At 55.0% G+C, this 24345-nt stretch carries 23 protein-coding genes and 1 pseudogene; 6 read left to right on the forward strand and 18 right to left on the reverse strand.

Annotated elements, in window-relative coordinates:
• Positions 1 to 37: 37 nt before the first annotated feature.
• Together pheT and pheS are read right to left on the reverse strand one after the other, a co-directional pair.
• Positions 38 to 2476 (reverse strand): phenylalanine--tRNA ligase subunit beta, encoded by a 2439-nt coding sequence (pheT, locus tag L6439_RS20735; RefSeq protein WP_213469161.1) that lies wholly within the window; start codon positions 2474 to 2476, stop codon positions 38 to 40.
• 42 nt (positions 2477 to 2518) lie between these two features.
• A complete protein-coding gene (pheS, locus tag L6439_RS20740) occupies positions 2519 to 3553 on the reverse strand; it encodes a phenylalanine--tRNA ligase subunit alpha (RefSeq protein WP_168181229.1) in 1035 nt (344 codons plus the stop codon).
• A 701-nt stretch (positions 3554 to 4254) separates the two neighbouring features.
• Here pheS and gap point away from each other — a divergent pair.
• The 4 genes from gap to L6439_RS20760 all read left to right on the forward strand — a co-directional run bounded on the left by gap (position 4255) and on the right by L6439_RS20760 (position 10928).
• Complete coding sequence (gene gap, locus L6439_RS20745) at positions 4255 to 5295, forward strand: type I glyceraldehyde-3-phosphate dehydrogenase (RefSeq protein ID WP_168181228.1); 1041 nt, start codon at positions 4255 to 4257, stop codon at positions 5293 to 5295.
• Positions 5271 to 5435 carry a GapA-binding peptide SR1P gene (locus L6439_RS20750; RefSeq protein ID WP_213469162.1) on the forward strand — a complete coding sequence of 55 codons (165 nt, stop codon included), beginning with the start codon at positions 5271 to 5273 and terminating at the stop codon, positions 5433 to 5435. Before gap ends, L6439_RS20750 begins: the two co-directional genes overlap by 25 nt.
• Complete coding sequence (gene ppdK / locus L6439_RS20755; RefSeq protein WP_213469163.1) at positions 5432 to 8110, forward strand: pyruvate, phosphate dikinase; 2679 nt, start codon at positions 5432 to 5434, stop codon at positions 8108 to 8110. Before L6439_RS20750 ends, ppdK begins: the two co-directional genes overlap by 4 nt.
• A gap of 1486 nt (positions 8111 to 9596) precedes the next feature.
• Entirely contained in the window at positions 9597 to 10928 is a 1332-nt protein-coding gene (locus L6439_RS20760; RefSeq protein ID WP_237096568.1) for an NCS2 family permease, read from the forward strand.
• A 412-nt stretch (positions 10929 to 11340) separates the two neighbouring features.
• On the opposite strand, the gene L6439_RS20765 is transcribed toward L6439_RS20760, so the two are convergent.
• The 6 genes from L6439_RS20765 to L6439_RS29775 form a co-directional block, all read right to left on the reverse strand.
• Positions 11341 to 11574 carry an MFS transporter gene (locus L6439_RS20765; protein WP_237096943.1) on the reverse strand — a complete coding sequence of 78 codons (234 nt, stop codon included), beginning with the start codon at positions 11572 to 11574 and terminating at the stop codon, positions 11341 to 11343.
• A 152-nt stretch (positions 11575 to 11726) separates the two neighbouring features.
• Entirely contained in the window at positions 11727 to 11879 is a 153-nt protein-coding gene (locus L6439_RS20770; RefSeq protein WP_213469165.1) for a hypothetical protein, read from the reverse strand.
• A 12-nt stretch (positions 11880 to 11891) separates the two neighbouring features.
• A complete protein-coding gene (locus tag L6439_RS29765; RefSeq protein WP_213469278.1) occupies positions 11892 to 12116 on the reverse strand; it encodes a transposase in 225 nt (74 codons plus the stop codon).
• Between the two features lie 464 nt (positions 12117 to 12580).
• A complete protein-coding gene (locus L6439_RS29770) occupies positions 12581 to 12730 on the reverse strand; it encodes a hypothetical protein (RefSeq protein WP_369009956.1) in 150 nt (49 codons plus the stop codon).
• Positions 12663 to 12941, reverse strand: coding sequence for a hypothetical protein (locus L6439_RS20775; RefSeq protein WP_237096569.1), 279 nt, complete (start codon positions 12939 to 12941; stop codon positions 12663 to 12665). Before L6439_RS20775 ends, L6439_RS29770 begins: the two co-directional genes overlap by 68 nt.
• Before the next feature lie 260 nt (positions 12942 to 13201).
• On the reverse strand, positions 13202 to 13288 hold the full coding sequence (locus L6439_RS29775; RefSeq protein ID WP_369009957.1) for a CD1375 family protein: 87 nt from the start codon (positions 13286 to 13288) through the stop codon (positions 13202 to 13204).
• 398 nt (positions 13289 to 13686) lie between these two features.
• On the opposite strand from L6439_RS29775, the pseudogene L6439_RS20780 reads away from it, so the two are divergent.
• Positions 13687 to 13896 (forward strand): annotated as a pseudogene (locus tag L6439_RS20780) (IS110 family transposase); the annotation flags it as partial.
• Between the two features lie 209 nt (positions 13897 to 14105).
• Here L6439_RS20780 and L6439_RS20785 read toward each other — a convergent pair.
• From L6439_RS20785 to L6439_RS20825, 9 genes are read right to left on the reverse strand one after another with little or no spacing between them, the layout of a single operon-like run.
• Entirely contained in the window at positions 14106 to 17267 is a 3162-nt protein-coding gene (locus L6439_RS20785) for a hypothetical protein (RefSeq protein WP_213469167.1), read from the reverse strand.
• Positions 17268 to 17552 carry a ketopantoate hydroxymethyltransferase gene (locus L6439_RS20790; protein ID WP_168182303.1) on the reverse strand — a complete coding sequence of 95 codons (285 nt, stop codon included), beginning with the start codon at positions 17550 to 17552 and terminating at the stop codon, positions 17268 to 17270.
• Positions 17549 to 18136, reverse strand: coding sequence for a putative phage tail protein (locus L6439_RS20795; protein ID WP_213469168.1), 588 nt, complete (start codon positions 18134 to 18136; stop codon positions 17549 to 17551). Before L6439_RS20795 ends, L6439_RS20790 begins: the two co-directional genes overlap by 4 nt.
• A complete protein-coding gene (locus L6439_RS20800; protein ID WP_213469169.1) occupies positions 18126 to 19238 on the reverse strand; it encodes a baseplate J/gp47 family protein in 1113 nt (370 codons plus the stop codon). The genes L6439_RS20795 and L6439_RS20800 overlap by 11 nt, the downstream gene beginning before the upstream one ends.
• Positions 19231 to 19644, reverse strand: a complete 414-nt coding sequence (locus tag L6439_RS20805; RefSeq protein ID WP_213469170.1) for a DUF2634 domain-containing protein — start codon at positions 19642 to 19644, stop codon at positions 19231 to 19233. The genes L6439_RS20800 and L6439_RS20805 overlap by 8 nt, the downstream gene beginning before the upstream one ends.
• Positions 19641 to 19940: a DUF2577 domain-containing protein gene (locus L6439_RS20810; protein ID WP_213469171.1), complete on the reverse strand. Its 300-nt coding sequence runs from the start codon at positions 19938 to 19940 to the stop codon at positions 19641 to 19643. Before L6439_RS20810 ends, L6439_RS20805 begins: the two co-directional genes overlap by 4 nt.
• Before the next feature lie 2 nt (positions 19941 to 19942).
• On the reverse strand, positions 19943 to 20911 hold the full coding sequence (locus L6439_RS20815) for an XkdQ/YqbQ family protein (RefSeq protein ID WP_111152379.1): 969 nt from the start codon (positions 20909 to 20911) through the stop codon (positions 19943 to 19945).
• 11 nt (positions 20912 to 20922) lie between these two features.
• Positions 20923 to 21600, reverse strand: coding sequence for a LysM peptidoglycan-binding domain-containing protein (locus tag L6439_RS20820; protein WP_213469172.1), 678 nt, complete (start codon positions 21598 to 21600; stop codon positions 20923 to 20925).
• Entirely contained in the window at positions 21600 to 23630 is a 2031-nt protein-coding gene (locus L6439_RS20825) for a phage tail family protein (RefSeq protein ID WP_213469173.1), read from the reverse strand. Before L6439_RS20825 ends, L6439_RS20820 begins: the two co-directional genes overlap by 1 nt.
• Before the next feature lie 83 nt (positions 23631 to 23713).
• Here L6439_RS20825 and L6439_RS20830 point away from each other — a divergent pair, with 83 nt between their 5' ends.
• Positions 23714 to 23896, forward strand: coding sequence for a hypothetical protein (locus L6439_RS20830; protein ID WP_168182310.1), 183 nt, complete (start codon positions 23714 to 23716; stop codon positions 23894 to 23896).
• On the opposite strand, the gene L6439_RS20835 is transcribed toward L6439_RS20830, so the two are convergent.
• The gene (locus L6439_RS20835; RefSeq protein WP_213469174.1) at positions 23893 to 24315 is read right to left on the reverse strand and encodes a phage tail assembly chaperone; all 423 of its coding nucleotides are present in this window, start codon (positions 24313 to 24315) and stop codon (positions 23893 to 23895) included. The genes L6439_RS20830 and L6439_RS20835 overlap by 4 nt on opposite strands.
• Positions 24316 to 24345 lie beyond the last annotated feature (30 nt).

Raw genomic sequence — 24345 nt, forward strand, 5'->3', positions numbered from 1 at the left:
GGCCAAAGGGACGGCAATCCGCTTGCTTGTTATCGTTCTATTTGCGGAGCTCCGCTTCGAATCCGGCTTCCAGGGCGGATACGACACGTCCGTGAATCTCCGTAATCTCTTCGTCGGTCAATGTCCGTTCCGGATGGCGGTACGTGAACGAGATCGCCACGCTCTTCTTGTCCGGCGCAATCCGATCCCCGGTATAGACATCGAATACGCGGACCGATTCCAGCCATTCTCCCGCCGCGTCCTTCGCCGTCTGCACGAGCTCGCCGACCGCCGCGCCGCGATCGACGACGATCGCGATGTCGCGATCGACAGCAGGGAAGCGAGGAAGCGTCTTGTAGACGATATCGGCGGAAGCCGCTTCAATCAACGGCTTCAGATGAATTTCCGCGACATAAGTGTCGCCCAGATCCTTCTCCCGCTGCACCTCCGGATGCAATTGGCCAATGATGCCAAGCCGCTGCTCTTCCCCGTTCGCCTGGAGATACATCGTCGCCGAACGGCCGGGGTGCAAGCCTTGCGGGCGGTTCGCCTCATAGCGGATCTGTCCCTCAAGGCCGAAATGCGCCGCCAAGCTGTCGACAATCCCCTTCACATCATAGAAATCGACCGCTTCCTCCGCGATATTCCATTGCGGCGCCCGCCGCGCGCCCGCCAACAGCAGGCCAAGCACCGGCTCCTCCTGAGGAATCTCCGTCAGCGCTTCCTGCGGCGTCATGTACAAGCTGCCCAATTCAAAAATCTGAATGTTGTCCGATTTGCGGTTCCGGTTGTACGCCGCGACATCTAGCATGCTCGGCAGCAGGCTCGTGCGGAGCACGCTGCGTTCCTCGCTCATCGGCATAAGCAGCTTGACCGGAACGGCATCCGCCGCCACCGCCGGGAACAGCTTCGCTTCCGCCGGATGCGTGAACGAGTACGTCACCGTCTCATGCAGCCCGTTGTCCGTCAGCAATTGGCGGATGGCGCGGCGGATTCGCTGCGGATTCGTCAGATGGCCCGGCGTCGTCACGCCTTCGATCGCCGTCGTCGGAATCCGGTTATAGCCGTAAATGCGGGCAACCTCCTCAATCAGATCGACTTCGCGCGCAATATCGCCGCGCCGGCCCGGAACCGTCACCTGGAATGCGTCGCCGGACGGTTCCGATTCGAGGCCGAGCCGGTCCAGAATCGTCTTCACTTCCTGCGGATGGAGCGAGGTGCCGAGCAGACGGTTCGTATTGCCTAGCGTAAGCGTGACGACCGGGCGCTCATGACGCTGCTTGATCTCTTCGACGATGCCTGCGGAGACCGTGCCGTTCCCCAATTGGCGAATCAATTCGGCCGCGCGGTTCAAGGCCGGGATGACCGCTTCCGGATTCGCTTCCTTCTCGAAGCGGAGCGACGCTTCGGAGCGAAGCCCGAGCTGACGGGACGTTCTGCGCACGACGCTTCCCGCGAAATGGGCGGATTCCAGCAAAATGTTGGCCGTCCGCTCCGTTACCTCCGAGTTGGCGCCGCCCATCACGCCCGCGAGCCCGATCGGCTTCGATCCGTCCGTAATGAGGAGCATATGCGGCTCCAGCTTCCGCTCCTGTCCATCCAGCGTCACGAGGGTCTCGCCTTCGCGCGCGTAACGGACGTCGATCGTGCCTTCGTTCAACTGGTCGGCATCGAACGCATGCAGCGGCTGACCGTATTCCAGCATGACGAAATTCGTCACGTCCACGATATTGTTGATCGGACGCACGCCCGCCGCCAACAGCCGGTTCTGCAGCCACAGCGGGGATGGCTGAATTGTCACATTGCGGATATAGCGGGCCGCATAATGAGCGCATCCGTCGGCTGCGCTGATGCTGACGCGGATCGCATCCGATGCCTGCGCAGCGTCCTCCTGGACCTGGGTCTCCGGCAGGCGGAGCGGGCGCTCGAGCAGCGCGGACGTCTCATAAGCCACGCCCAGCATGCTTAGGCAGTCCGAGCGGTTCGGCGTCAGATCCAGCTCCAGCACATGGTCGTTCAGACCGAGCACATCCGCGATCGGCGTTCCGACTTCGGTGCCCTCCGGCAGGACGAGAATCCCTTCCTGCATTTCCTTCGGCAGCAGCTTGTCGTTCATGCCCAGCTCCTTCGCCGAGCAGATCATGCCCTGCGACTCGACGCCGCGCAGCTTTGCCTTCTTGATCTTCATGCCGCCCGGCATGACCGTCCCGAGCAGCGCAACAGGCACCTTTTGGCCGGCGTCCACATTTTTGGCCCCGCATACGATCTGCAGCACTTCGCCTGTTCCGGCATCCACCTGGCAGACATTGAGCTTGTCCGCGTCCGGATGCTTCTCCTTGGATTGCACGTAACCGACAACGACGCCGCTTACTCCTTTGTTGCGATTTTCGATGACATCAATCTCGATGCCGGCTTCCGTCATCCGCGCCGCCAATTCCTCGGCGGTCACGCCGGACAGATCGATATATTCGGATAACCATTGGTAGGATACATTCATGGCCGTTCGCTTCCTTTCCTGTGAGAAGTAGTCCCTTCCGGCTTACATGCGAGCAAATTGCTGCAAGAACCGCAAGTCATTCGTATAGAAATGACGGATATCATCCACTCCGTACTTGAGCATCGCAATCCGTTCTACGCCCATGCCGAACGCGAATCCGGTGTACTTCTCCGGATCGTAGCCGCTCATCTCCAACACGCGCGGATGAACCATCCCCGCTCCCAAGATCTCGATCCAGCCGGTCTGCTTGCAGATGCGGCAGCCGCTGCCGCCGCATTTCACGCAAGTGACATCGATCTCCGTGCTTGGCTCCGTGAACGGGAAGAAGCTCGGACGGAGCCGGATCTGCATATGCGGACCGAACATTTCGCGCGAGAACTGAAGAAGCGTGCCCTTCAGATCGCTCATCCGGATATTTTCGCCGATCACAAGGCCCTCGATCTGATGGAACATGAACGAATGCGTCGCATCGTCGTCATCGCGGCGGTATACCCGGCCCGGGCAGATGATTTTGACCGGCACCTCGCCCTTCATCTTCTCCATCGTGCGCACCTGAACCGGCGATGTCTGCGTCCGCATCAGCAGCTCCTCCGTAATATAGAAGGAATCCTGCATATCGCGGGCCGGGTGATCCTTCGGCAGGTTCAGCGCCTCGAAGTTATAGTAATCATGCTCGACCTCCGGTCCTTCCGCTACCGTATACCCCATGCCGATGAAAATGTCTTCAATCTCCTGAATGACCTTTTGCAGCGGATGTACCGCTCCCTGGGCCATCGGGCGGCCCGGCAGCGTAACGTCAATCGTCTCCGCCTGAAGGCGCCGTTCCGTCTCCTCGCGCTGGAATGCGGCCTGCTTCTCTTCGATGAATTGCTCGATGGCTCCGCGCACCTCGTTCGCCACCTGGCCGATCAGCGGACGCTCTTCCGCGCTCAGACTGCCCATGCCGCGCAATATTTCAGTAAGCGCCCCTTTTTTGCCAAGAAATTTGACGCGCAGCTCGTTCAAGTTGTTCGCATCCTTCACTTGCTGCAGCTTCTCCAGCGCTTCGGCGCGCAACGCCTGCAAACGCTCTTTCATGGTGTCAACCTCCCTTTCATTTTCAGCAAAAATCCATATTAAAAACAAAAAGGCCTTCTCTGTCTCAAGGGACGAGAAGGCCGTGGTACCACCCTTATTAGACATCACGCGCTTCGGCATGGCCGAGGCCGCGAACTGTCTCACTTGATACGACGATAACGGGTCGTTCGCCGGGAGCCCCTACTGGCACAGGCGGTGCCTGCCGTTCAAGGCCCTGCTCCGGAGTGAATTTCGGCAGTCCATGTCTTCAGACGCGCTCTCAATCGGCGGCGCATCCTCCCTGGGAAGCGGTGCTGCGTACTTGTCTCCATCTTGGCAGTTGCATGGATACGTATGCGTTAGGTTCAAACCAATGCTGTTGCCTAATGTCAACGCATTACATTTCAAGTATTATAGTCAACTCGACGCTGTTTTGCAAGTCTCATTCGCGGAGTTCCCCGTTCTGAGATCTGATTGATTCCGAACCATCGAGAAACAGGACATCACAGCTGTTTTCTCCGCTCCCCCATCCGTCCGTCTGCTCATTTTATTCAGCATGTCATTTACACAGACAGTATTTGAAAAAAGAAAGCCTCATTCTTATTATGACGTATTATATTAAAAATATGCGATTATATATTACACATCATTTATTTATTGTGATATACTGTATCATGAAAAAGAAACCAAATACGGTTCCACTTTGAAGGAGGAATTCTACAATGGCTTTACCTGTTGCCATCAACGGCATGGGCCGCATCGGCCGTCTCGTGCTGCGCCGCGCTATGGATGAAGCGCATTCACCGATCGCCATCCGGGCCGTGAACACTCTTTATCCCGCTGCCACCATCGCGCATCTGCTCAAGTACGATTCCATTCACGGGAAATGGAACGCGAACATCGCCGCTGAAGGCAATACGCTCCTTATTAATGATACGCCCATTGAGGTCGTGGCAGAAGCCGATCCGTCCCGGCTGCCTTGGCAGCCGCTCGGCATTCATACCGTCATCGATGCCACCGGCAAATTCACCGATCGCCCGGGCGCTTCCAAACATATTGAAGCCGGCGCGGAGAAAGTCGTCATTACCGCCCCAGGCAAAGACCTCGACCTGACGATCGTGATGGGCGTCAACGAGCATATGTACGACGATAAAAGCCATCATCTTGTCTCGGCCGCATCCTGCACCACGAACTGCCTCGCGCCGCTGCTTCATCTGCTTGATCGCTCGTTCGGCGTCGCATCCGGCTGGATGACCACCATTCATTCCTACACCAATGATCAGAAGCATCTCGATAATCCGCATAAAGATTTGCGCCGCGCGCGGGCATGCACGCAGTCCATCGTCCCGACGACCACCGGCGTAGGCAAGGCGCTGGCCGGGATTCTGCCGCATCTGGCGAATTCGGTGCAAGGCATCTCGGTGCGCGTGCCGACGCCGGACGTCTCGCTCGTTGATTTGACGGCCGAAGTGAAAACTTCCGTGACCGCGGACGATGTCCGGCTCGCCTTCCTGCATGCGATCCGCGACGGGCATGATCGTTATCTCGAATGGTGCGACGAGCCGCTCGTCTCCACCGACTTCATCGGCAACGACAAATCTGCCGTCGTCGACGGGATGTCGCTTATCGCTCATGGCACCCACATCAAGCTTCTCGCCTGGTACGACAACGAATGGGCCTACGCGGCCCGGGTCGTCGACTTGACCCGTCACGTTGCGCTGGAGGGAGTGAAAGGCTCATGCAAAACGGCAGCTGCCCGGTAATGCTGGGCACCATTCTGTGCGAACGCTGCGGTACCCTTTTGGAGGAAATCGATACAGAGAAAGTGATCGTGTACTATCACCGGTGCAGCGACTGCGCCGTCTGTTCCAAAATCGACAAAATCGGGGGCGAATGTGAATGAAGCCGAATTGGATCTGTCACTTCCGGCATGGCGATGCCGGCATGAAAGCGCTGTTGGGCGGAAAAGGAGCCAATCTTGCGGAAATGACCCGCATCGGGCTGCCGGTGCCGCCCGGCTTCACCATCACGACGGAAGCGTGCCGATCCTACTATGCGGAGAATCGGCTGCCGGACGGCCTGATGGACGATGTTCGCGCCGCGCTGCAGGCCGTCGAGCTGATGCGCGGCCAGCGGTTCGGGGACGCCCGCGATCCGCTTCTCGTCTCCGTCCGCTCCGGTTCCGTGCATTCCATGCCCGGCATGATGGATACGATTCTCAATCTTGGGCTGAACGATAAGACCGTCCAAGGCCTCGCCTCCGTCACAGGCGACGAGCGCTTCGCCTATGATTGCTACCGCCGCCTCATTCATATGTTCGGCAATGTCGTATCCGGCGTCGAATCGGGCGAATTCGAGCGCATCCTCGCCGAAGTCAAGGCGCATAGCGGCGCGCGGACGGACCAGGCTCTCTCCGCCGACGGCTTGCGCGAGGTTGTCCGGCGGTATCAGCAATATTTGGAGGAGGAAGCCGGAGCGCCGTTCCCGCAGGATGTGCATGTCCAGCTGCGGCTGGCCATCGAGGCGGTGTTCCGAAGCTGGAACAATCACCGCGCCCAGGTGTACCGCAAGCTGCACCAGCTCTCCGATGACGAGGGCACGGCAGTCAATATCCAGTCGATGGTGTTCGGCAACCGCGGCGCGGACAGCGGGACGGGCGTGCTGTTCACCCGCCATCCGTCGACAGGCGAGAAGCTGCTGTTCGGCGAGTATTTGACCGATGCGCAGGGGGAAGACGTCGTCGCCGGCACCCGGACGCCGCAGCCGATCGCCAAGATGGCGGAGGAAATGCCGGATCTGTACCGGCAGCTTGTCGAAGCCGCCGGCCAGTTGGAGCGCCATTACCGCGACATGCAGGATATCGAGTTCACGGTCGAGCGCGGCAAGCTGTTCATCCTGCAGACGCGGGCCGGCAAGCGGACGGCGCAAGCCGCCGTCGCCATCGCTGCCGCGCTCGTGCAGGAAGGGCTGATCACGGCGCAGGAAGCCTTGCTGCGAATGGATGTCGCGCAGCTGGAGCATCTGCTGCACCCGTCCATTGCGCCCGATGCCGCGATCGACACCGTGGCGACCGGACTGCCCGCCTCGCCGGGAGCGGCCTCCGGCCGCATCGTGCTTGACGCCGACGAGGCCGAACGGATGGCCGCCGCCGGCGAGCGCGTCATTCTCCTCCGGCCGGAGACGACGCCGGAGGATATTCACGGCGTGCTCGCGGCGGAAGGCGTGCTGACGAGCCGGGGCGGCATGACGAGCCACGCGGCCGTCGTCGCCCGCAGCATGGGGAAACCCTGCGTCACAGGCTGCGAGGACGTCAGCTTCGACTTCGCCCGGAAGCGCATCGCCATCGGCGGGCGCACGTTCCGCGAAGGCGACCTGCTGTCGATCGACGGCGCGACGGGCCGCGTCATCGCCGGAGCCGTGCCGCTCGTCGCCGCGGAGATGTCGGATGAGTTCCAGCAGCTGCTGGAATGGGCCGACCGCGAACGCGAGCTGGGCGTCTATGCGAACGCGGACACGCCCGCGGACGCCGCGAAGGCGCGTGCGCTCGGGGCCGAAGGCATCGGTCTCTGCCGGACCGAGCACATGTTCATGTCCGCGGATCGGCTGCGCATCGTCCAGGAGATGATTCTGGCCGAATCGGAGACGGAGCGCCGGAAAGCGCTCGCGCGGCTGCTGCCGCTGCAGCAGGAGGACTTTGAGGGCATTTTCGAGGCGATGGACGGTTATACGGTCACGATTCGGCTGCTGGATCCGCCGCTCCATGAGTTCCTGCCGAATCTGGAGGAGCTTGTCGTCCGGCAGACCGAGTGGAAAGCGACCGGAGCCGGAACGGCCCGCGAACGGAAAGAACTGGATCGCCTGATCGCCAAGGTGCGTTCGCTGCATGAGCTGAATCCGATGCTCGGCCAGCGCGGCTGCCGGCTCGGCATTCTGTTCCCGGAGATCTATGAGATGCAGGCGGAGGCGCTCTTCCTCGCCGCATCCCGCATGCTGCGCAAAGGCGTGCGCGTGCAGCCTGACATTATGGTGCCGCTGGTCGGCCATGCCGCCGAACTGAAGCTGCTGCGCGAGCTGATCGAGCGCGCGGCGGAGCGGGTGCTCGGTCCGGAGCGGCGCAACTGTGCATACCGCATCGGCACGATGATCGAAGTGCCGCGCGCGGCGCTGACGGCAGGCCAGATTGCCGAGCATGCCGACTTCTTCTCGTTCGGCACGAACGATCTGACGCAGATGACGTTCGGCTGCAGCCGTGACGATGCCGAGGGCAAGTTCCTGGCCCACTATGTCGACCGCCGCGTGCTGGCGGCGAACCCGTTCCAGGTGCTCGACACGTCCGGGGTCGGCCAGTTGATTGAGCTGGCCGTGGAGCGCGGCCTTGCCGCCAATCCGCAGCTCAAGACCGGCATCTGCGGCGAGCACGGCGGCGAGCGCGACTCGATCCTGTTCTGCCATGCGACCGGGCTCGATTATGTAAGCTGCTCGACGTTCCGCGTCCCGCTCGCCCGCATCGCCGCCGCCCAGGCGAAGCTGCTGCACGGAAGCCGCAACAAAGCTTCCCTGCATTCGATATCGGTGTAACCGTAAGAGAGAAGCGCCCGCTTGCGCGGGCGTTTCGGACTGTCGACCATGCCTGTCGACAGTCTTTTTTTCTTAGGAAGGGCGAGGCCGGGGAAGGCAGGACAGGTTAGGTTAGGTTAAGTTAGGTTAGGTTAAGTTAGGTTAGGTTAAGTTAGGTTAAGTTAAGTTAGGTTAGGTTGGGGGTATGCTGCTCCCTGCATGAAGCTAGAAAGTCTGCGGATGAAGCAAGCTAGCCCCCGTATGAAATTCCTGCACAGGCGCAGCATTTTTAACCTCAAGAGGCTAAATTCCGAGAAAATCCTGCAAAATTACATTATTTCGCCATTTTGAACGCTCTTTATGCCTTGCCGTAGGGTAATTGCTGTATTTTTGCAGCAATCTTATTTTCGCAACCTCGCGTCAATGAAATTGCTGCATTTTTGCAGTATTGGTGGGGCAAATGACTAGAGCGGCGGGAGAGAATGCAGCTTTAGTGGAGTGGGATGACTAGAGCGGCGGGATTATTGCAGTTTCTGCCTCTGTCGAAACGGGTTTGTACTCGGGGTTAAAGTAACACCTGGAAATGTTCATGACAGCAAGTCTTCGAAGATGTTTTCGAAGAGGCTGCTCATCTGTTTCCGGCTACCAAGCGGTTGCAACGGATGCAGGCTGCTAGACGCCAGCTATTTACAAAACCCTGCAAGAACGAGAGATTCGTCCTGTCCTGCCCTATACCCGTCCTCAAACGAAAGAAAACTTCTTTAAAAAGCATGAATACGTGTACGATGATCACGATAACTGTTACCTATGTCCAGGCAATGCGGTACTGTCTTACGAAACAACGAACCGTGATTGTTATAAAATGTATCGCCTGAACCCGTCAATCTGCAAAAATGGCGACCTGGCTCTGGAAGACCGATTGCACCTCTCCCGCGACTGCAGTATTACGAAGGAGTTTGTCTTCAATCTGAAGCGCCCGGTTGGGCGGGCATTTTTTACGGAACCGGTGAAGTTCTAACGAAGCTGTAAGTGAATGTCCCGCATACAATTCGTAGCCGCCATACAAGCTGCCGTGGAGGGTGGAACCCCATCGGCATATGTTGTAGACGAGAGATTGCCCCCAATGTTTCCTATGAATCTTGCAGACCAATAGAAGATGCAGCAGTTCTCATGCAGCGAAAGTACTCTTTCATGCGAACGGTTCCGCCTTTAGCTGATGTGGATGACTCCATTGCCATGGGCATCCCCTTCTGACCGGATGGGAGAGTGCTGCTAAGGAATTACAGAATGACGTCTCTCCCTTTTAACAGGAAAGCCGATCTCCCCTCTCTCAAAAAACAACAGCGACAATCGACCGCAGACTATCCTTTTAACAGGAAGTGAAATTCCTCTTGTTTATTTCCTTCGAGGATGTGATACAATAAGCGCAATAGCGGCTTCATGCCGTCTATCTTTCATATTCATGAAAGGGTTGGGTGAGGGGCTACGATGGAAAGCAGGTATTCGATTGGTCCACCAAGAAAGAGAGAGACCGTCGCATGCAAAGGAGAATGCTTCGCCTAATCCAGCTGTCCGCCTGAATCCAAGCGATTGGCGGCGGGAGCTGTTAGCGGGAATCGTGTCTTTTTTTGCGATTGTCTATATTATTATTGTGAATTCATCGATATTGGCGGATGCCGGGATTCCGCAGGAAGCCGGTATTATCGCCACCGTGCTCGCGTCCGCTATCGGCTGCTTCATTATGGGCTGGTGGGGCAAAGCGCCCCTGATCATCGCGCCGGGGATGGGAATCAACGCGATGTTCACGTACACGCTCGTTCAGGGCATGGGGCTGACGTGGCAGCAAGCGCTGGCCGTCACCGCGATATCCGGCATTTGCTTTATTGCCATTAGCATGACTTCGCTCGTCGAGAAGCTGAGAACGGCCATTCCCGCTTCATTACAGGAAGCGATCTCGGTCGGAATCGGTCTCATGCTCGTCCTGATCGGATTGCAAAAGGGCGGGGTCATCGTCTCGGATCGCTCCTCTATGATTGCGGTGCAATCGTTTGCCGATCCGAGCGTGCTGGTTACGCTGTTGACCTTGGCGTTAACATGCATTCTGTACATGCGCAAGGTTCCGGGGAATCTGCTGCTGGCGATTATCGGAGGAACGGTGCTCGCCTATCTGTTCGGAGCCGTGCCGACGAATGCGGCGGCCGGGGGCGGAGGCTTTTCCTGGTCCACCTATGGGGATGTGTTCGGGCAGTTGACTGTAAAGGGCTTACCCGTCATGACCTTGATTGTCGCCGTATTCTCGCTGACGCTTGTCATCGTGTTCGAGAGCGTCGGACTGATTAACGCACAGTTGAACATGAGCGGCAGACAGGAGCGGTTCCAGCGCGTCGTTCAGGCGAATGCGGTCACGGTCTTCTTGAGCGGGATTTTCGGCACAAGTCCGACCGTCTCGACCGTGGAAGCGGCTGCCGGCATCTCGTCCGGCGGAAGAACGGGCTGGACCTCGATCGTCACGGGAGTGCTGTTCCTGTTGACATTCATTGCGATGCCGGTCATCACGCTCGTTCCGGATCCGGCGGTAGCGCCGATCCTGATATTCATTGGCGGCTTGATGATGCCCGCCGTCCGGAATATTTCCTTCGAACGGCTGGAGGAAGGCCTTCCCGCCTTCTTCATCATCGCGTTCATTCCGCTGATGCACAGCATCGTGGACGGAATCGCGATCGGCTTCATCAGCTACGCGCTGTTCCACCTGGCGGTGGGCAAAGGGCGCCAAGTCAAGCCCCTGTTCTATATCATTTCGCTTCTGTTCGTCATGCATTTTGTGCTGCAGACGATATAGGCGAAGCCATAACGGAAGCCCGCTTCGGACGCATCGGCGTTCGGGCGGGCTTTGTGGGTTCCTTCGAGAGCAACGGGAGAGCATCGGTATAGACCCATCCGCAGCCCTATGTTCCCCATGGGCCCTCAAGCTTGGATGGCGGCCTTCCCGCCTTGACGACGCTTTGCTTCAAGATCCTGGATCATGCGCGGCTCGACATTTTCCAACCGGTAGAAAAAAAAAGCAGTCCTACACATAGCATGAAGCAGATGAGCGGGATCCAGGCGAAATTGAACTAAATGGCTGCCAGGCCGGATGCCGCCTGCTCCTGGTTCGGCACATAATGGCCGATCGCCAGAACCCATGCCGCCAAAGCGCCGCCGAATCCCATGCCCAATTTGACCCCGAAGGAGCTTAAGACAGTCAGCAGCCCTTAAGCTCTGACGCCGGATCTCCACTCCCCATAACCAACGGTGTCGGCCAGCATCGCATACATAAGGCCTGCGGTCAATCCGAGGCCGGCATTGCCGGCCACTACGGCTCCGACCAGCAACGGAATCGAGCTTGCCAGCGCCGCCCCGTACATGCCCAGTTGACTGACGGCGCCCACCGCCATCCCGAGCAAGGCCGTATTGCGCTTGCCGATCCGCTTCGCCAGCATGGGCATCAAACGCGATACCGGCCACAAGGAGCACATTCAAGCCATTCACGAGCGGAACAAGATCTTCGCGGCCAAGATTATATTTTCAGGAAAAAGACGGCTGACTGCCCCTTGCTCGTGAACGCGATCCAAAAGAACACGCTAAGGAAGATTAGCAGTCACCACGGCACATTGCCCTTTAACGCCTTGACGCCTTCCTTGAACGGGACGACCTGGCTGCCATTGGCCGTCTGCACCCGCTCGCGCGTATTCACGAACGTGATGAAGAACAAGACGACGGAAACCGAGGCGACCAGCACCATCGTCCACAAAAACCCTTGCTGCTAATCGCCTTGGCCGAATACGGCTACCAGCGGCAGCGTGCCGGTGCTGACAATAAGTCCTCCCAGTCGGCCGGAATCATCCGCACTGGCCACAAACTTCCCTGATGCGTATACGGCAGGATCCAACCCTGCATAGGCTACCAGTTCTTTGGCATTGCTAAATGGTGTGGCATCTCCGTTCTCAGCTAAAAGGCTTGCTGCGAGCTTGTCTCCTATTCCAGGTATAGATTAAACCAGTTCACTGCTGGAATCGATTCTGCGCTATCCGCAATCTTTTTTCCAGAAATTCCAACTTCTCTTGGAACTGGATGACTATTCCCACTACGCTATGTAATGCCACTTGCTGCCCTATGCTCGTTTCCTTTATGGGGTTCTGTTCGAGTTCCCTTACAAGGCACTTAGCTTTATCGCGTACCCAAGATATAGAATGGGAATTACTGACCTCTTCCCCAATCCTCTCTTCAATTTCTCCTATACCGGGCTCAGATGTCCAATTCTCTGATAAACAGCAATTTAATATGTGCAATGACGTCTTACAATACAGGTGGTAGAATACGTTCGTATAGTTCAGAAATACCTCTTCTAACATTCTCGAATATTCAATTTGGCCTGTACGTAAATGCCGGTAATGAACTCGTGATGCCTTGTTAGATGTTGTAAATCCGCTGAGTTAGTCTCCTGTAAACGGTTCAGATTCCATTCTTCACGGTAATACAGTTCAGCCAAGTACCAGGCGTCGTGAGCATTTTAACCTTTCGCAAGTGCTTATTTCTAAACTTCTTCGCCTGTAACGGGTTGACCACTATGACCGGGTATCCCTCTCGTTCTAAATACTTCATCAGAACGCGGTGATAACTTCCTGTTGCTTCTAAGATGAGACGTTGTTTCTCCGGTCTTTTCTTTCAGTTGGGAAAGAACCTGATCGAACCTATCTAATCCTTGCAATGAATGAGATACCTTTTCACTTTTCCCACAAGGCTCTCCTTTACTCGTAAAAGCTTGGGTCTGACTTTCACCATTCGCCACATCAACTCCTACAACAGGGTTCATTATTCTCCCTCCGTTTGTGGAATAGCCGGTCAACTCCCACGATGGTTCCAACTCCATAGCATCGCTTGTTATACGAGATCATTTCGTCCCTGCCAGTTCAAACGTTGGGGGTAGTGAGAGAACAGTTTATAAGTCGGGGTTTCCTACCCTCGCCACGTTCTCCCGGCTACCGCCATCATACTGAAACTTATAAAAAAGGCCAACCAAATTAATTGGCTGACCTCATAATACGAAATAGCGCCTGCTCTATGGCATAGCGCTTATGCTTCTTGTTCAAGTTTTTCCTGTACGGCTGCTTTCCAGCGCAGCGGTACGTCTTCGATCGTTTTCAATGCCTTTTTAATCAAGCCGCAGTAAATGATTACCAGTACTTCTCACCTCCTTCTACGCTCATCTCGGCAAGCTCGGCAAGGGCCAATTTGATTTCGACGTTTTCCTTTAACAATTCCATAACTTTAGTCTCCAGTGTGTCCGGGCGCTCATAGTCATAATAAAATTGAGCCTTTTCCACGTCGATTTTAAGGACAGACCGCAAGCCTAGAATATGATCCGGTTGCGGTCTCTCCCCTTCGACGTGTAGCCCCGGTTCCGACATCTGCTCCTCTGTAGGATTGTAGTAATTGTTTCTACTCTTTTACTCCGCCCATCGTAAATAACATACATCGTTATCCCTCCTCGTATAGTATTTCCTGAAGGCAGTTTTGAGTCTTTTTCCAGTCCTTTATAGGAACATAGAATGCCTTCAAATCGTTCCGGCAACCGATTCCTTCGCTATTACCTTGCTGAAGCTGCCAACTCGTTAAAAAACCGCGACCCGGAATTCGGGGAGTACAACCGGAAGAAATTCAATAAAGTCCCTAAGCATCAACACAAACGTGCCCTCGTCTTAACAGCAAGAAAACTTGTGCGTCTGGTCGACGTGCTGCTACGCAACGACCACCTCTATACGCCCTGAAGGAAGGTGAAAGGTAGGGAGAATTAACCCGAACGACATTCCTTTATTGACTCTTGGCCAAATTATGGTAATTTCTATAATTTTTTTGGTGATGCCTTTTTTAGGATTGATCCTGCTGCACGCCAAGGAAAATTTCCATTTCTCATAAATCAGGGACTTGAAATCATACCGTTGGACTTATCCTATTGAAAATTCCCGCTTTCGCGGAGCTATGCCCATACAATGTTTCCTCGCAACACTGCCTGAATATATTCAGGGTACGATGAACTGCCTACAAATTTGGCTGACTTTAGCGCTAATCTGATTTTTATAGGACCGTTGAAGTTAAAGTCTCTCGGTATCATGTACCAACGCTCTTCCAGCGGGTCGTCATTATACCACCCTTTTTCAATGGAGACTGTATGGGGCAGGTCGCGCCGGAATGTAGCATTTTCCAGCAAGCGTATGCTTGAGTATGACGTGGAGGAGTTAGTCTCCATGTGGTGTAGGCGTATGTTACGCTCCGCATCATCTACCATTTGCAGACTGGCATACGCTTGACTGTCTCCCCAATTAACACCGTAATGATTTTTTATCTCGAAGGAGCACGTATTACTGACGTTTTCTAGGGGGCTAAAAATCACTATCTTAGGGTTGGTTATGGTAACCAAGTCTATGTTTCTTATTTGATATTCAGCAGTTATTTTTTCATCGACCCATATAGGATAGTACCCGCCCGTACTAATGCGATTGATCCCAGCGGCCAGTTCGGGGAATGTGTTATTTGCGGACACTGGCCCGCCGCCTTTGCCGTTGACAGTCTCCGCTATCATCCCCTTACCGTCAACGACAGATTGCTTTACCAAATCGAGTTCCTCTACAACACGACGTCCTTCAAGAAAAACCCCTCCCGGACCATGAATATGAACCGCGTCCGTGGTACTTTGCATAACGAGCGGCCCCTTTTCGCTTGCCAATCGAATAGTGGATGGTTCATTTCTGTTCCCAACTCCGAACCAACCTTTTCGCTCGTTGTTTACATACCACTCACCAAAAGATGATGTAGCTCCAACAAGCTGAAGATGGGGGCCATCAGCTTTGGACATTGACAGCATCCCTTCAATGACAGAATCACCATTCTTACCTACTGCATTTTTCTTCAAGTCATTAAACTCTGCCCTGGTTGCAGCCCCGACATCATCCGAAGTCAGCGCTACATCACCTGTCTTGCCGTTTACTGATTTGACCGGAGCGTCAATGACGGAAATCTCGGACTCAAGCAAGTTTACCGCTCGAACTAGCTCAGATACAGTTCCGCGCAGATTCGCCGCCACGGTGCCGCTGATTGGAGCCGCAAGCGTTGGATCAAGCATCGTATAGGTGACGAGGTAGATTGCGGTTGGGTCAAAATATTGTGCTTCCGTGCGTGCTGCTGAAAGCCCGTATGCATAAGGTTCTTGAGCTGAATTCAGGTATTCCCAAGTAGTATCTGTCTTCGTGTTCCTGTAGATATCATACATTTTTTTTACCCTATTCTTCAGATGCCCATTTGAACCATCAACACGGTTAATCACGGCATGTCCCCATCCAACATTTTTACTTGGGTTCGTCAGTTCCCGAATCACAATGCCGCTGCCGACCTCGACCATGTTCGAGCCTGCGGAGAGTTTGGCGCCCAACTCATAATTCCGGACGGGTTCGACGGTTGGCTTCGCCTTCAAATATTGGAGGCGGTATGGTTGCCACTCAGTATCCGTAACAAGAGTGGTCGGAACTGTCGATACTTGAGTTCCCGAAACTCTTCCGCCTTTACCGTCTGATTTTTGCCACCATTTCGACATTCCGCCAGTCGGATCATTGTAATCTGCGCCTGTCGCGTCGTACATTTTCCAACCTAAGAAATACGCCTTAATCTCTTCCCGAGATGGTTCGTAATCCGGCCCCCACCCGCTGTCTGAGTTGGAAATGGTAAAGTACACGTTTCCTTTTGATCCATCCCAATCGAACCTATCCGGCCCCGAAGTTGCGGAGCCTTTCTGCAGACGGACGCCGTTGTATTTTGTAACTATGGCAACGCCGCGTAGGTCGCCGTGGACCAATGAGTTGGTTAGACCTAATTCGGCGATAACAGACTTGTATCCATTTTGCGGCGATGCGTAACGGTAATTGTATTCTCCTCTCGGCATCACCTTCCCCCACTGCTCCAACACATACGGCAGCCCATCGTCTCCCATAAAGAGCGTATCGGGATTGCTGCCGTCTACTGGATGAGCGGCCAGTTCTGTTTCGAAGCCGAGCGTGGAACGTTGCTGACGCGCGAAAGGCTTCGGTTCGGTACCAACGGTAAGGATTGGATTTTTAATGCTGTATGTCCCCGGTGTCCCTCCCGCTGAATCACCGTTTACAAATGCCACGTTTATGCGTGTATTATTTCCCGTATTAAAGGTTACCTGACTGCCTTTAAAATTAGATACTAAAGCCGTTCCAGATTCCACACCAAAAATATTCAAACCTGCATTATGTTCAGCTGAATAAGTATAGTCTGTGTTTGGGAAAACGGGAAATGCAGGTATGTGGATGCCTGTTTGTGCAGATGTAGATATTTGCATAACAGCTTCATAGGGCGAGATAAGCATTAAATGAGTATCGGTTAAGGCATACCACCCATCAGTAAACGGCGGCAGCAGATTACCTCCCGTTACGATGGTGTATGGATTGGTTACATTGGTAATGCCATCAACATACGGATATGTCGCTGCAACTTGCTCTGGTGTCATGCTAACGATGATTTCATATTCGGCTTCCGATATCTCATAAAGTCGCACATCATCAAAATATGCAGTTACCCCGTCACCACCGATCACGTTTGCATTAATCCCCCGAGTGTCAGGAGTTGAAAAGTTTGCAATTGCTTTATACAAGACCTGAAACTCTTTGTTGCTAGCGGCTTGGGTTTTGGTATCTTCCATATATCCAGATACAGATAAGCTCGCAGTTGTAGCTGTCCCCACCTTTGCTTTACCTATCAGGAGATAGAACTTTTCTGCTTCAAACAAAACCTTGGTTTTAGTTACAGCTGAACCTCCGCTTGCTCCCTTTGGTGATACACAAAGCGTCTGGTCTATCGTATGTGTTGTCTGGTAGTCGGTCCACAATTCTGCGTTATCGCAGGCCCCCGCACGCCCCAACAAATTCACCAACGTCCGCCCCTTCACCTCCCCCATCCGGAACGGCGTGTCGTTCTCGACCTCCACCACCTGGAGGCCGGGGTTTAGCGTCAACGGCTCGTAGGCAGGGACATGGGCGTCCTTCAGGCCCTGCTCGATGCGGTTCATGTCCTTCTCGGTGACGAGGTCGTCGTATTTCCAGTCGGTCTTTGCCTCGTATGGCATCTAGGCCACCTCCCTGATTGCGATTGGATGCTTGATGAGCGTATCGGTTGTAAGCGGAATGTATACCGGATTCGAGGTCAGGACCGTTCCGGCTTCATCCTGCAGTTCAATCAGCGTCACGGTCTCCGCCGCGCCGGCAGGAATGATGTATTCCATCAGCACTTCCTGTTCCGATACATCCTTGATCTGAAAATCCGTAATTTCCACGGATTGGTTCAGCACGACCTTGGCGATTCTACGGTTGACGTGCTGCGCCATTTCCTCCAATAAAATAGAACTAATCATTTCAATACGACCTCCTGTCCCCATTCGGCAAACGGCGTCCGTCCCAGTCTCCAGCCCGTCGACAGCTTCGTCCGGCGGTTAAGCGGGATACGGCTCAAATGCTCCTGTACCTCGATCCGCTCCGACAAGGATGTGGCCTGCCGATACAAGAGATTGGCCGGCTTCATGAAGCGCACCGTATGCTCCACTTCCTTGAAAATCGCCGCATCGGTCAGCTTCGCCCGAACGGTCAGCTCGAAGCGCCCGACGTCGAGCTCCACCTTGGCCCGATCGGCGCCTAGCAGGAAGTCGAGCCGCTCCTGTAAGTACCGCACCGTGAACGGCGGCTTGGTCGAGTAACGGTTCATGATCCGTTTTTTCCGGAAATCCAACGACTCCTGTGCCGGGTCGGCCTGAATGCCGAGCTGTTCTTCCCTGCGCTTCACCGAAGCCTCGCCCGCCGTGAGCACGAATTGATCGTTCAGCCATTTTTCGGCCCCGGCCGCCACGCCTTTCAGCTCCGCATCGACGGTCTCTCCCAGCCATTCGAATTCGCGAATGCCCTCATAATAGGGAGGCAAATAGGAGCAATAGTTACGCTCCATGGAGCTTCACCTCCCGCAGCACAGGCACTTCCTCCTCGGCGAGCTCCAGATTGGCCGCGGCTCCGTTCAGCGTCGTGCCGCTCACATCCGCCACCCCCGGCACGGTGAGTATGCGGGCTTCCATCTGGCTGATGCGGACGATCAGCTTCTCCTCGTCCTTCCACGACTCCCGCAGCAGATGCATATATTGCTGCAGCACCTGCTCGACGGCGCCCTGCACCTGGCCAAGCGTCATTCCCTTGTCGAGCTGCAGCGTCGTCTCGACCTGCAACTCCACGGGACGTACCGCCGCAATCGTCACCTGATGCCCGATGGGAGCGAAGCCTCCGCCCATGCCGGCCGCCGCCTTGGGATCTGTCTGCTCCTGAACCTCGGCAATCAGTTCCGCAGACGGAACTTGATAATCCGACGAGATGAGCGTACACTTCACCGTCCCGCCCCCTTGCCAGGCCGGAAACACCTTCACTCCGCCTACGCCCGGCATGACGGTCAGCTTCGTCCGATAGTCGGACACATTGCCCCCGAACGGCTGCTCGTTAATCGCTTCAAGATAGCGAGCTCGCAGCGCGTCATCGGATTCCGTGTCCTCCCCGGGAACGAGAATGTCCCCCAGTTCCGCCCGCGCCAACCCGGCGATATAGTCGATCGGCGTCAGTTCCCCATAGAGCCGGTTGCCGTCCGCTCCCTCCGTCTCGCAGGTCAGCTCGCTTTCCCCAGGGGTCAGCGATGCCGTTACCCGCCATGTCAGATCTTCGATCGCAAAACGGCTGCCGATCGGCACGCTCTTCGGCGATCCGTCCGCAGCGTAAAATCTCCCGCGGCGCTTAGCGGCGACTGCGGGCAGCCGCCGCACGCCGAACTCGGCCGTGCGGCGCTCCAGATAAGCGCCTGTGGCCGTATCGGCATAGGATAGCTCGCGGTTCAGACTCATCTCTTGATACCACTGCGCCAATTCGGCCGCGACCGGCGCGAGCGCATCGTAGATGATGCTGCCTTCCCGCTTGTCCACCGCATTGGGAACCCGCTCCAGCATGCGCGCCAAAATATCCTCATAACGAGGAGTTTCCTGGATGCGCTCTTGTCCTCCAATTCCATTATCCATTGACGGTCACCTCCTTCATCGTCTGCACCGTCCCTTCCGTCGTTTCCACCGTGAAGCTAACCAGCATGGCATCCTTCGCCGATTGGAATTCGAATGCGGTCACGCTCCGCACCCGGTCATCCTGCATCAGCGCTTCGGTAATCGCCCGTTCCAATTCAGATTGAACGAACCCCGCGCCATACCCGAGATTCGCTCTCAGCTCGGTTCCGTAATTCGGACTATAGATGAGATGCTCATACCGTTCCGTCTGAAGCAGCTTGTCTATCGCCTGCTTCATCGCATCCAGGCCATCGGTTATACCTGCAATCCTTCCCGTTCTGCGATCAATTCGGTAGGTCCTTGTCGGCTGGCTGGCCTCGGCAACTTCAAAAGTATCCTCCATATCCATCAGCACTTGTGGAATCACAGACCCACCACCCTGTCGATAGCAATATACATCTGGCCGCCCTGCGCGCGGGCGAGCAGCACCTTGTCACCGGCCTTCAACCCTTGCCGGATGACGACCTCCTCCGTGCCGATCCGTACCTTATACTCCGTTAACTGCTCGGTTACGGCAATGGCGCTGGCAGGAAGAGAGAACCGCTGATCGACCTGAATGCGGAGCGGAGCGGCGCTCAACACCTCGCCGAACAGCAGCGAGACCGGACTGGAGGCCTCGACGGCGCCCACTCCGGCTTTTTTGATAATATCCAGCATCCCCATATCTAGATCACCTTCAATGTTAGTGACATCTTATGTCCCGAACCGTCCCAATCGTGGGAGCATTCATCGATGAGCATATATTGCTGAATCTGTTGTTCGGGCAAATAAAGAGGGATGTACATTCCGGCCCGAATGCGCACATCCCCTACGGCGTCTACTTTTAATGTTTTTTTCTCGCGGTTGTGAAGCTTCATATAGGAGGCGAGAAGCTCCTTGATTTGGGCGTCATTCATGCCCTCATCGAGTTTTTCGGACAACTGCAGTCTTCCCCATCTTGCGATGTTCGCACTGTCTTGCATAATGAATGTCTCGCGCTTGCCCGACGCCTTGTTGTCCCGGAACAGCTTCACGCGGTTGTAGGTCTCATCGTCAATCGACCGCTTGTGCGAGAACCCCCGCATCTGACTCTCTTCACCGATAATGATGTCGGTTGTCCACGTTTTCGCATCCCGCAGCGTCAGCTTGCCGAAGTCGTCATAAAAGATGAAAATATTGCGCGTCGCAATCAACGTCTTAGCCAGCGCGCGGCAGATGATATCGAGCAGCTTCTTGTTATCCTCCATCACGAGAGGAATGACATGCTTCGTGTCGGCCAGATCGCCGATCTTCAGCTCGCAGTCCTTCGCTATCCGCTTGATGAGATCCGTGGCCGTCACATTTTCGAGCACATACGTATCGTTCGTTAGCAAGTACCGGATCTGGTCATAGGCGGTCAGCTTCACCTTATCGTCCTCACTGGTCTCGATGGTGAACACATATCCGTAAAATACAGGCTTGCCGTCGACCTTCACCCGCACGACATCGCCATTGTTGACGGTGAATTTACGGCTCTGGAACAGCGCTCCGGATACATAAGTCAAGGACATCTTAGCCGGCTTGCCGGAACGGGACGTCGACCAGGTCATATCGGTAATCAGCTCGGAAATATCCCACATCGTCTTATTGCGGTTATCAATAATGACTTCGATCATGCCTACACCTCCTACCGCAGCCGCAGCTTCCGGCCTTGCTCCAGATCCTTGACTTCATCGCTCCGAAGGCCGTTCAGGCGCTGAATCTCAACAGCCTTGCTCTCATCATTGAAAAATCGTCTGGCTACCGCCCATAGCGATTCGCCCGGGCCAAGCGTATAGGTGGAAGGAATCATGCGCTCATCCGGCCGCTCTGGAGGAGCCTTCTGAATCGTGACTTTGCTATTCACGTTCGAATTCGCGGATTTCGTCATTTTATGCGCATGGAAAAAGCGATATTCCCTCAAACCGAGCTCATAATCGATATCCCCTACGCTGCCCGACGACTCCGACCATGTGAACTTCTCGATGACCATCGCCAGATTGATGCGCATGGAAGGCGAGGTCAGCACGAACCGGATCGGGCGCTGCCGCTTCATCCAGCCGCGCAGCATCTCGACATAGTCCTTCGGCTGGAGCAGCCGCTCAGGAGGGACATGAACATATGGGGCCGGCCCTACGGGGAACAGGCTGCTGAATTGCAGCTCGGCCAGCTTCATCGGCTGAATCGCGTTCACCTCGCCCAGTCCGATAATGTCGAACGAGGACAGATTCCCGGATTCGCTTACCTGCAGCTGCGGCGGGTTGACGGGCAGCTCCATCACCTGCTCCTGATTGTTGATGCTCAGAAAAATGCGGTACTCATTCATCAGCCGTACACCCCTTCCGCCGTCGAGACGAACTCTTCCTCCAGCTTCTGTTCGATCCGGTTGATGAGCGTATCGAAGTCAAAGCCTTGGTGGATGTCGCCTGTGGACACCTGCACCGTCGGGGTCAGCGTCACGAAGTTCTGAATGCTGTCCATCTCCGCCAGCTCCCGCATCATCATCAGCTTCTCGTCGGAAATGTCGACCTCGCCTTCAACCTTGCCGATTTTGCCGACTTCTCCTACCTTCGAGATTTGCGGCGCATTCATGCCCGTGGCGATTGGCTTGAACTGGTCTGTTCCTGTTGGGCCGGGATCGGCTGCCTTCTTCATCAAATCGCTTGTGAAGCCACTATTTTTAGTTATGAAATCCTGGCCCTTTTGAAACGCATCCGCTATGTTAGTCTGCTCCATGCGGTAGTCTGAAAGATCAACCAAATCATCCCCGTCCGCTGTGGGCTTCATTTTTTCTACCCAATCCGTGCTCCACTCGTTAACTGTCTCAAATGTGGAGCCAGTTAATTTATTTATAAAAGTAATGACCTTGTTGATGCCACGAATGATCGAATTAATCGCGTTAAAAGAGAATTCTACAATGTCTTTAAACAAATCGTAATATAGTTTTTTTACTGCATAAATGGGATTTTTGAATATATTTGCAAAGAACTCCCCAAATGCCACTATACGATTCCATGCAAAGGCAATGACATTCTTGATTGATGCGCCGAGAGCAAAAAAGTAGCCTATAATAGCACCAATTATGGTTCCTGTAGACACACCGAAATAATTTAATATTTCTAAGACTAGAAAAATCGCTCCTACTATCGCAAAAATCGGCCAAGCCGCAATCAGCCACTGAACGAGCCAGATCGCAGCGACCGCGGCAACAACGATGCCGATGGCAACGAGGGCATTTTCGACCAGGCTCCAGTTTTCCAGCAGAAAGCCCACGACCGTTTCCGTGATGGATCCAAGCAAGCTTAATCCGCCATGAATCGCTTCGAAAAAGCCGTTGAACCGCCCTTCCTCAAATGCCTGATTCAATAATTCCAGTACGGGGCCGAACGCCATCATGGCCGTCTCGCCCATTAAGGCCAGCATGCCTTGGAAGCGATTGACGGCAAGCTCCCATTGCTTCACCGGACTTTCCATCAAAAGAGCAAGAGATTCCTGGCTCATCCCGGCCTTGGTTATCAGTTCATCGAAGGCCTCCAGGAAACCGTCCAAATTCCCGGTCTGGCCGAAGGACTCCATTTTATTCTGCAGGTCCTCATTGATCGGCAGATTCAACTGCCCAAGCAGGCCATCCGCCTTCCCGAAGTAAGCCTCCTTCATCGAGCCTGCAAGTCCGGCGGCATTTTCGTTCGGCCGGAAGGCGGCCAAGCGCTGGACCATTTCATTCATCTTAGTGACATCATTGGCATTTTTCGATATCGAAGTCAGCACAAGCCCGGACTCCAATGACTGGTTCACATCACGCCCCGACTTGAGCGCTTGGGACCTCATCGTCTCGAACACCGCCGCTCCCTGCTGCGCATTGCCATATTGCGCCTGGTAGCGGGAACGGAAATCTTCCGCCGCAGCCGCATTCTGAATCGCTTGGGCGCCCATCGTCTGGAGCGCGTTCAATAAGGGAAGGGCCGCGTTTTTCATTTTCTGCCCAACCGTTATCTTTTCTTTATCCTTGCCCTTCTTCTTTTGCTGTTCCTTGCCTTTCTCTTCTGTGGCCCCTCCTGCTTCCACTGCGGAGGCGCCTGCTGCTTCAACCGCTTTTGTGAAGCTGTGAGCCGCATCGCTCCATTCCTTGCCCGCGTGCGCAGCAAGCTGCTTCCATGACTCTGTCATCGAATGAAATGACTTCTTCACGACTTCATCAATCGAAGCCATGATTCTCAGATGCGTCATCCCCATCATTTTCAGCATCGGGTTGAATTCGAAGCTCCAATCGTTCCGCATGCGGTTGACACGCTGGGGGAGCACGACAGGAGCCGGCGGCTGTGGCGGCTTGAAGATGATAAGCTGCTTCTCGTTCATGAACTCTCCTCCTTTCCCCGGCAGACGGCAAGCCTTCCCTATACTTGCTCATTGGGTAAAAGAGAAGGCTCAACAATCTGCGTTTGGTTCTACCGCTTCTTCATCTTGCGCTGCGCGCGGCGTTCTTCTTCCACGCGGATGTCGATCATCGCATAGATGGCTGCCCGCTCGCGCTCGGGCAGAGCGAGCAGCTCATGCGGCAGAATGCGAAGCTTGTGGAGGGCGTAATAGGCATAGTTCGCTTCGCCGTCGCCCTCCCGGATTAGTTTTTTACTTCATCAATGAGCTCGTTCATGTCCTGATTGAAGCCATTCAGTTCCTGAACCTCTTGCAGCAACGCCGCATATTCTCCCGGCAGGAGCATCTTCCGAAGCAACGCTTCCGCGCCCATGACGCCATACGATTGCTGCAGCTCCGAGTTTTTCAGATCCGGAAAGACGACGCTCGCCACGATCAGCTTCGCCGTATATTCATTGAAATCAATCTCCGGCGTTACGGTACCTCCCTTGCCCTTCTTCTGCTTGGTCGCGGCCTTGCGGCACTGCTCGTTCTCGACCTCGCTGATGCTGCGAAGCTGCCATGGCACCGGCTCTCCCTGTTCATCCTTGAAGCGGGCAGAGACGACATAAGCCGTCTCCGTATTCGCCTCCGCATTTTGGGCCAAAAAATATCGCAATGAACTCATTGCTGCTCTCACCTCGAATGTTATTTATAA

Source organism: Paenibacillus dendritiformis, from assembly GCF_021654795.1.
Lineage (GTDB): Bacteria > Bacillota > Bacilli > Paenibacillales > Paenibacillaceae > Paenibacillus_B.

Bases quoted from the DNA above. Each gene is read 5' to 3' on its own strand.
- L6439_RS20835 (WP_213469174.1), bottom strand. From the start codon at position 24,315: ATGAGTTCATTGCGATATTTTTTGGCCCAAAATGCGGAGGCGAATACG.
- L6439_RS20790 (WP_168182303.1), bottom strand. From the start codon at position 17,552: ATGATTAGTTCTATTTTATTGGAGGAAATGGCGCAGCACGTCAACCGT.
- L6439_RS20765 (WP_237096943.1), bottom strand. From the start codon at position 11,574: ATGCCCATGCTGGCGAAGCGGATCGGCAAGCGCAATACGGCCTTGCTC.
- L6439_RS20810 (WP_213469171.1), bottom strand. From the start codon at position 19,940: ATGGGGATGCTGGATATTATCAAAAAAGCCGGAGTGGGCGCCGTCGAG.
- pheT (WP_213469161.1), bottom strand. From the start codon at position 2,476: ATGAATGTATCCTACCAATGGTTATCCGAATATATCGATCTGTCCGGC.
- L6439_RS20815 (WP_111152379.1), bottom strand. From the start codon at position 20,911: ATGATCGAAGTCATTATTGATAACCGCAATAAGACGATGTGGGATATT.
- L6439_RS20775 (WP_237096569.1), bottom strand. From the start codon at position 12,941: ATGAACCCTGTTGTAGGAGTTGATGTGGCGAATGGTGAAAGTCAGACC.
- L6439_RS20820 (WP_213469172.1), bottom strand. From the start codon at position 21,600: ATGAATGAGTACCGCATTTTTCTGAGCATCAACAATCAGGAGCAGGTG.
- L6439_RS29770 (WP_369009956.1), bottom strand. From the start codon at position 12,730: ATGAAGTATTTAGAACGAGAGGGATACCCGGTCATAGTGGTCAACCCG.
- pheS (WP_168181229.1), bottom strand. From the start codon at position 3,553: ATGAAAGAGCGTTTGCAGGCGTTGCGCGCCGAAGCGCTGGAGAAGCTG.
- L6439_RS20795 (WP_213469168.1), bottom strand. From the start codon at position 18,136: ATGGAGCGTAACTATTGCTCCTATTTGCCTCCCTATTATGAGGGCATT.
- L6439_RS20825 (WP_213469173.1), bottom strand. From the start codon at position 23,630: ATGAACGAGAAGCAGCTTATCATCTTCAAGCCGCCACAGCCGCCGGCT.
- L6439_RS20800 (WP_213469169.1), bottom strand. From the start codon at position 19,238: ATGGATAATGGAATTGGAGGACAAGAGCGCATCCAGGAAACTCCTCGT.
- gap (WP_168181228.1), top strand. From the start codon at position 4,255: ATGGCTTTACCTGTTGCCATCAACGGCATGGGCCGCATCGGCCGTCTC.
- ppdK (WP_213469163.1), top strand. From the start codon at position 5,432: ATGAAGCCGAATTGGATCTGTCACTTCCGGCATGGCGATGCCGGCATG.
- L6439_RS20785 (WP_213469167.1), bottom strand. From the start codon at position 17,267: ATGCCATACGAGGCAAAGACCGACTGGAAATACGACGACCTCGTCACC.
- L6439_RS20750 (WP_213469162.1), top strand. From the start codon at position 5,271: ATGCAAAACGGCAGCTGCCCGGTAATGCTGGGCACCATTCTGTGCGAA.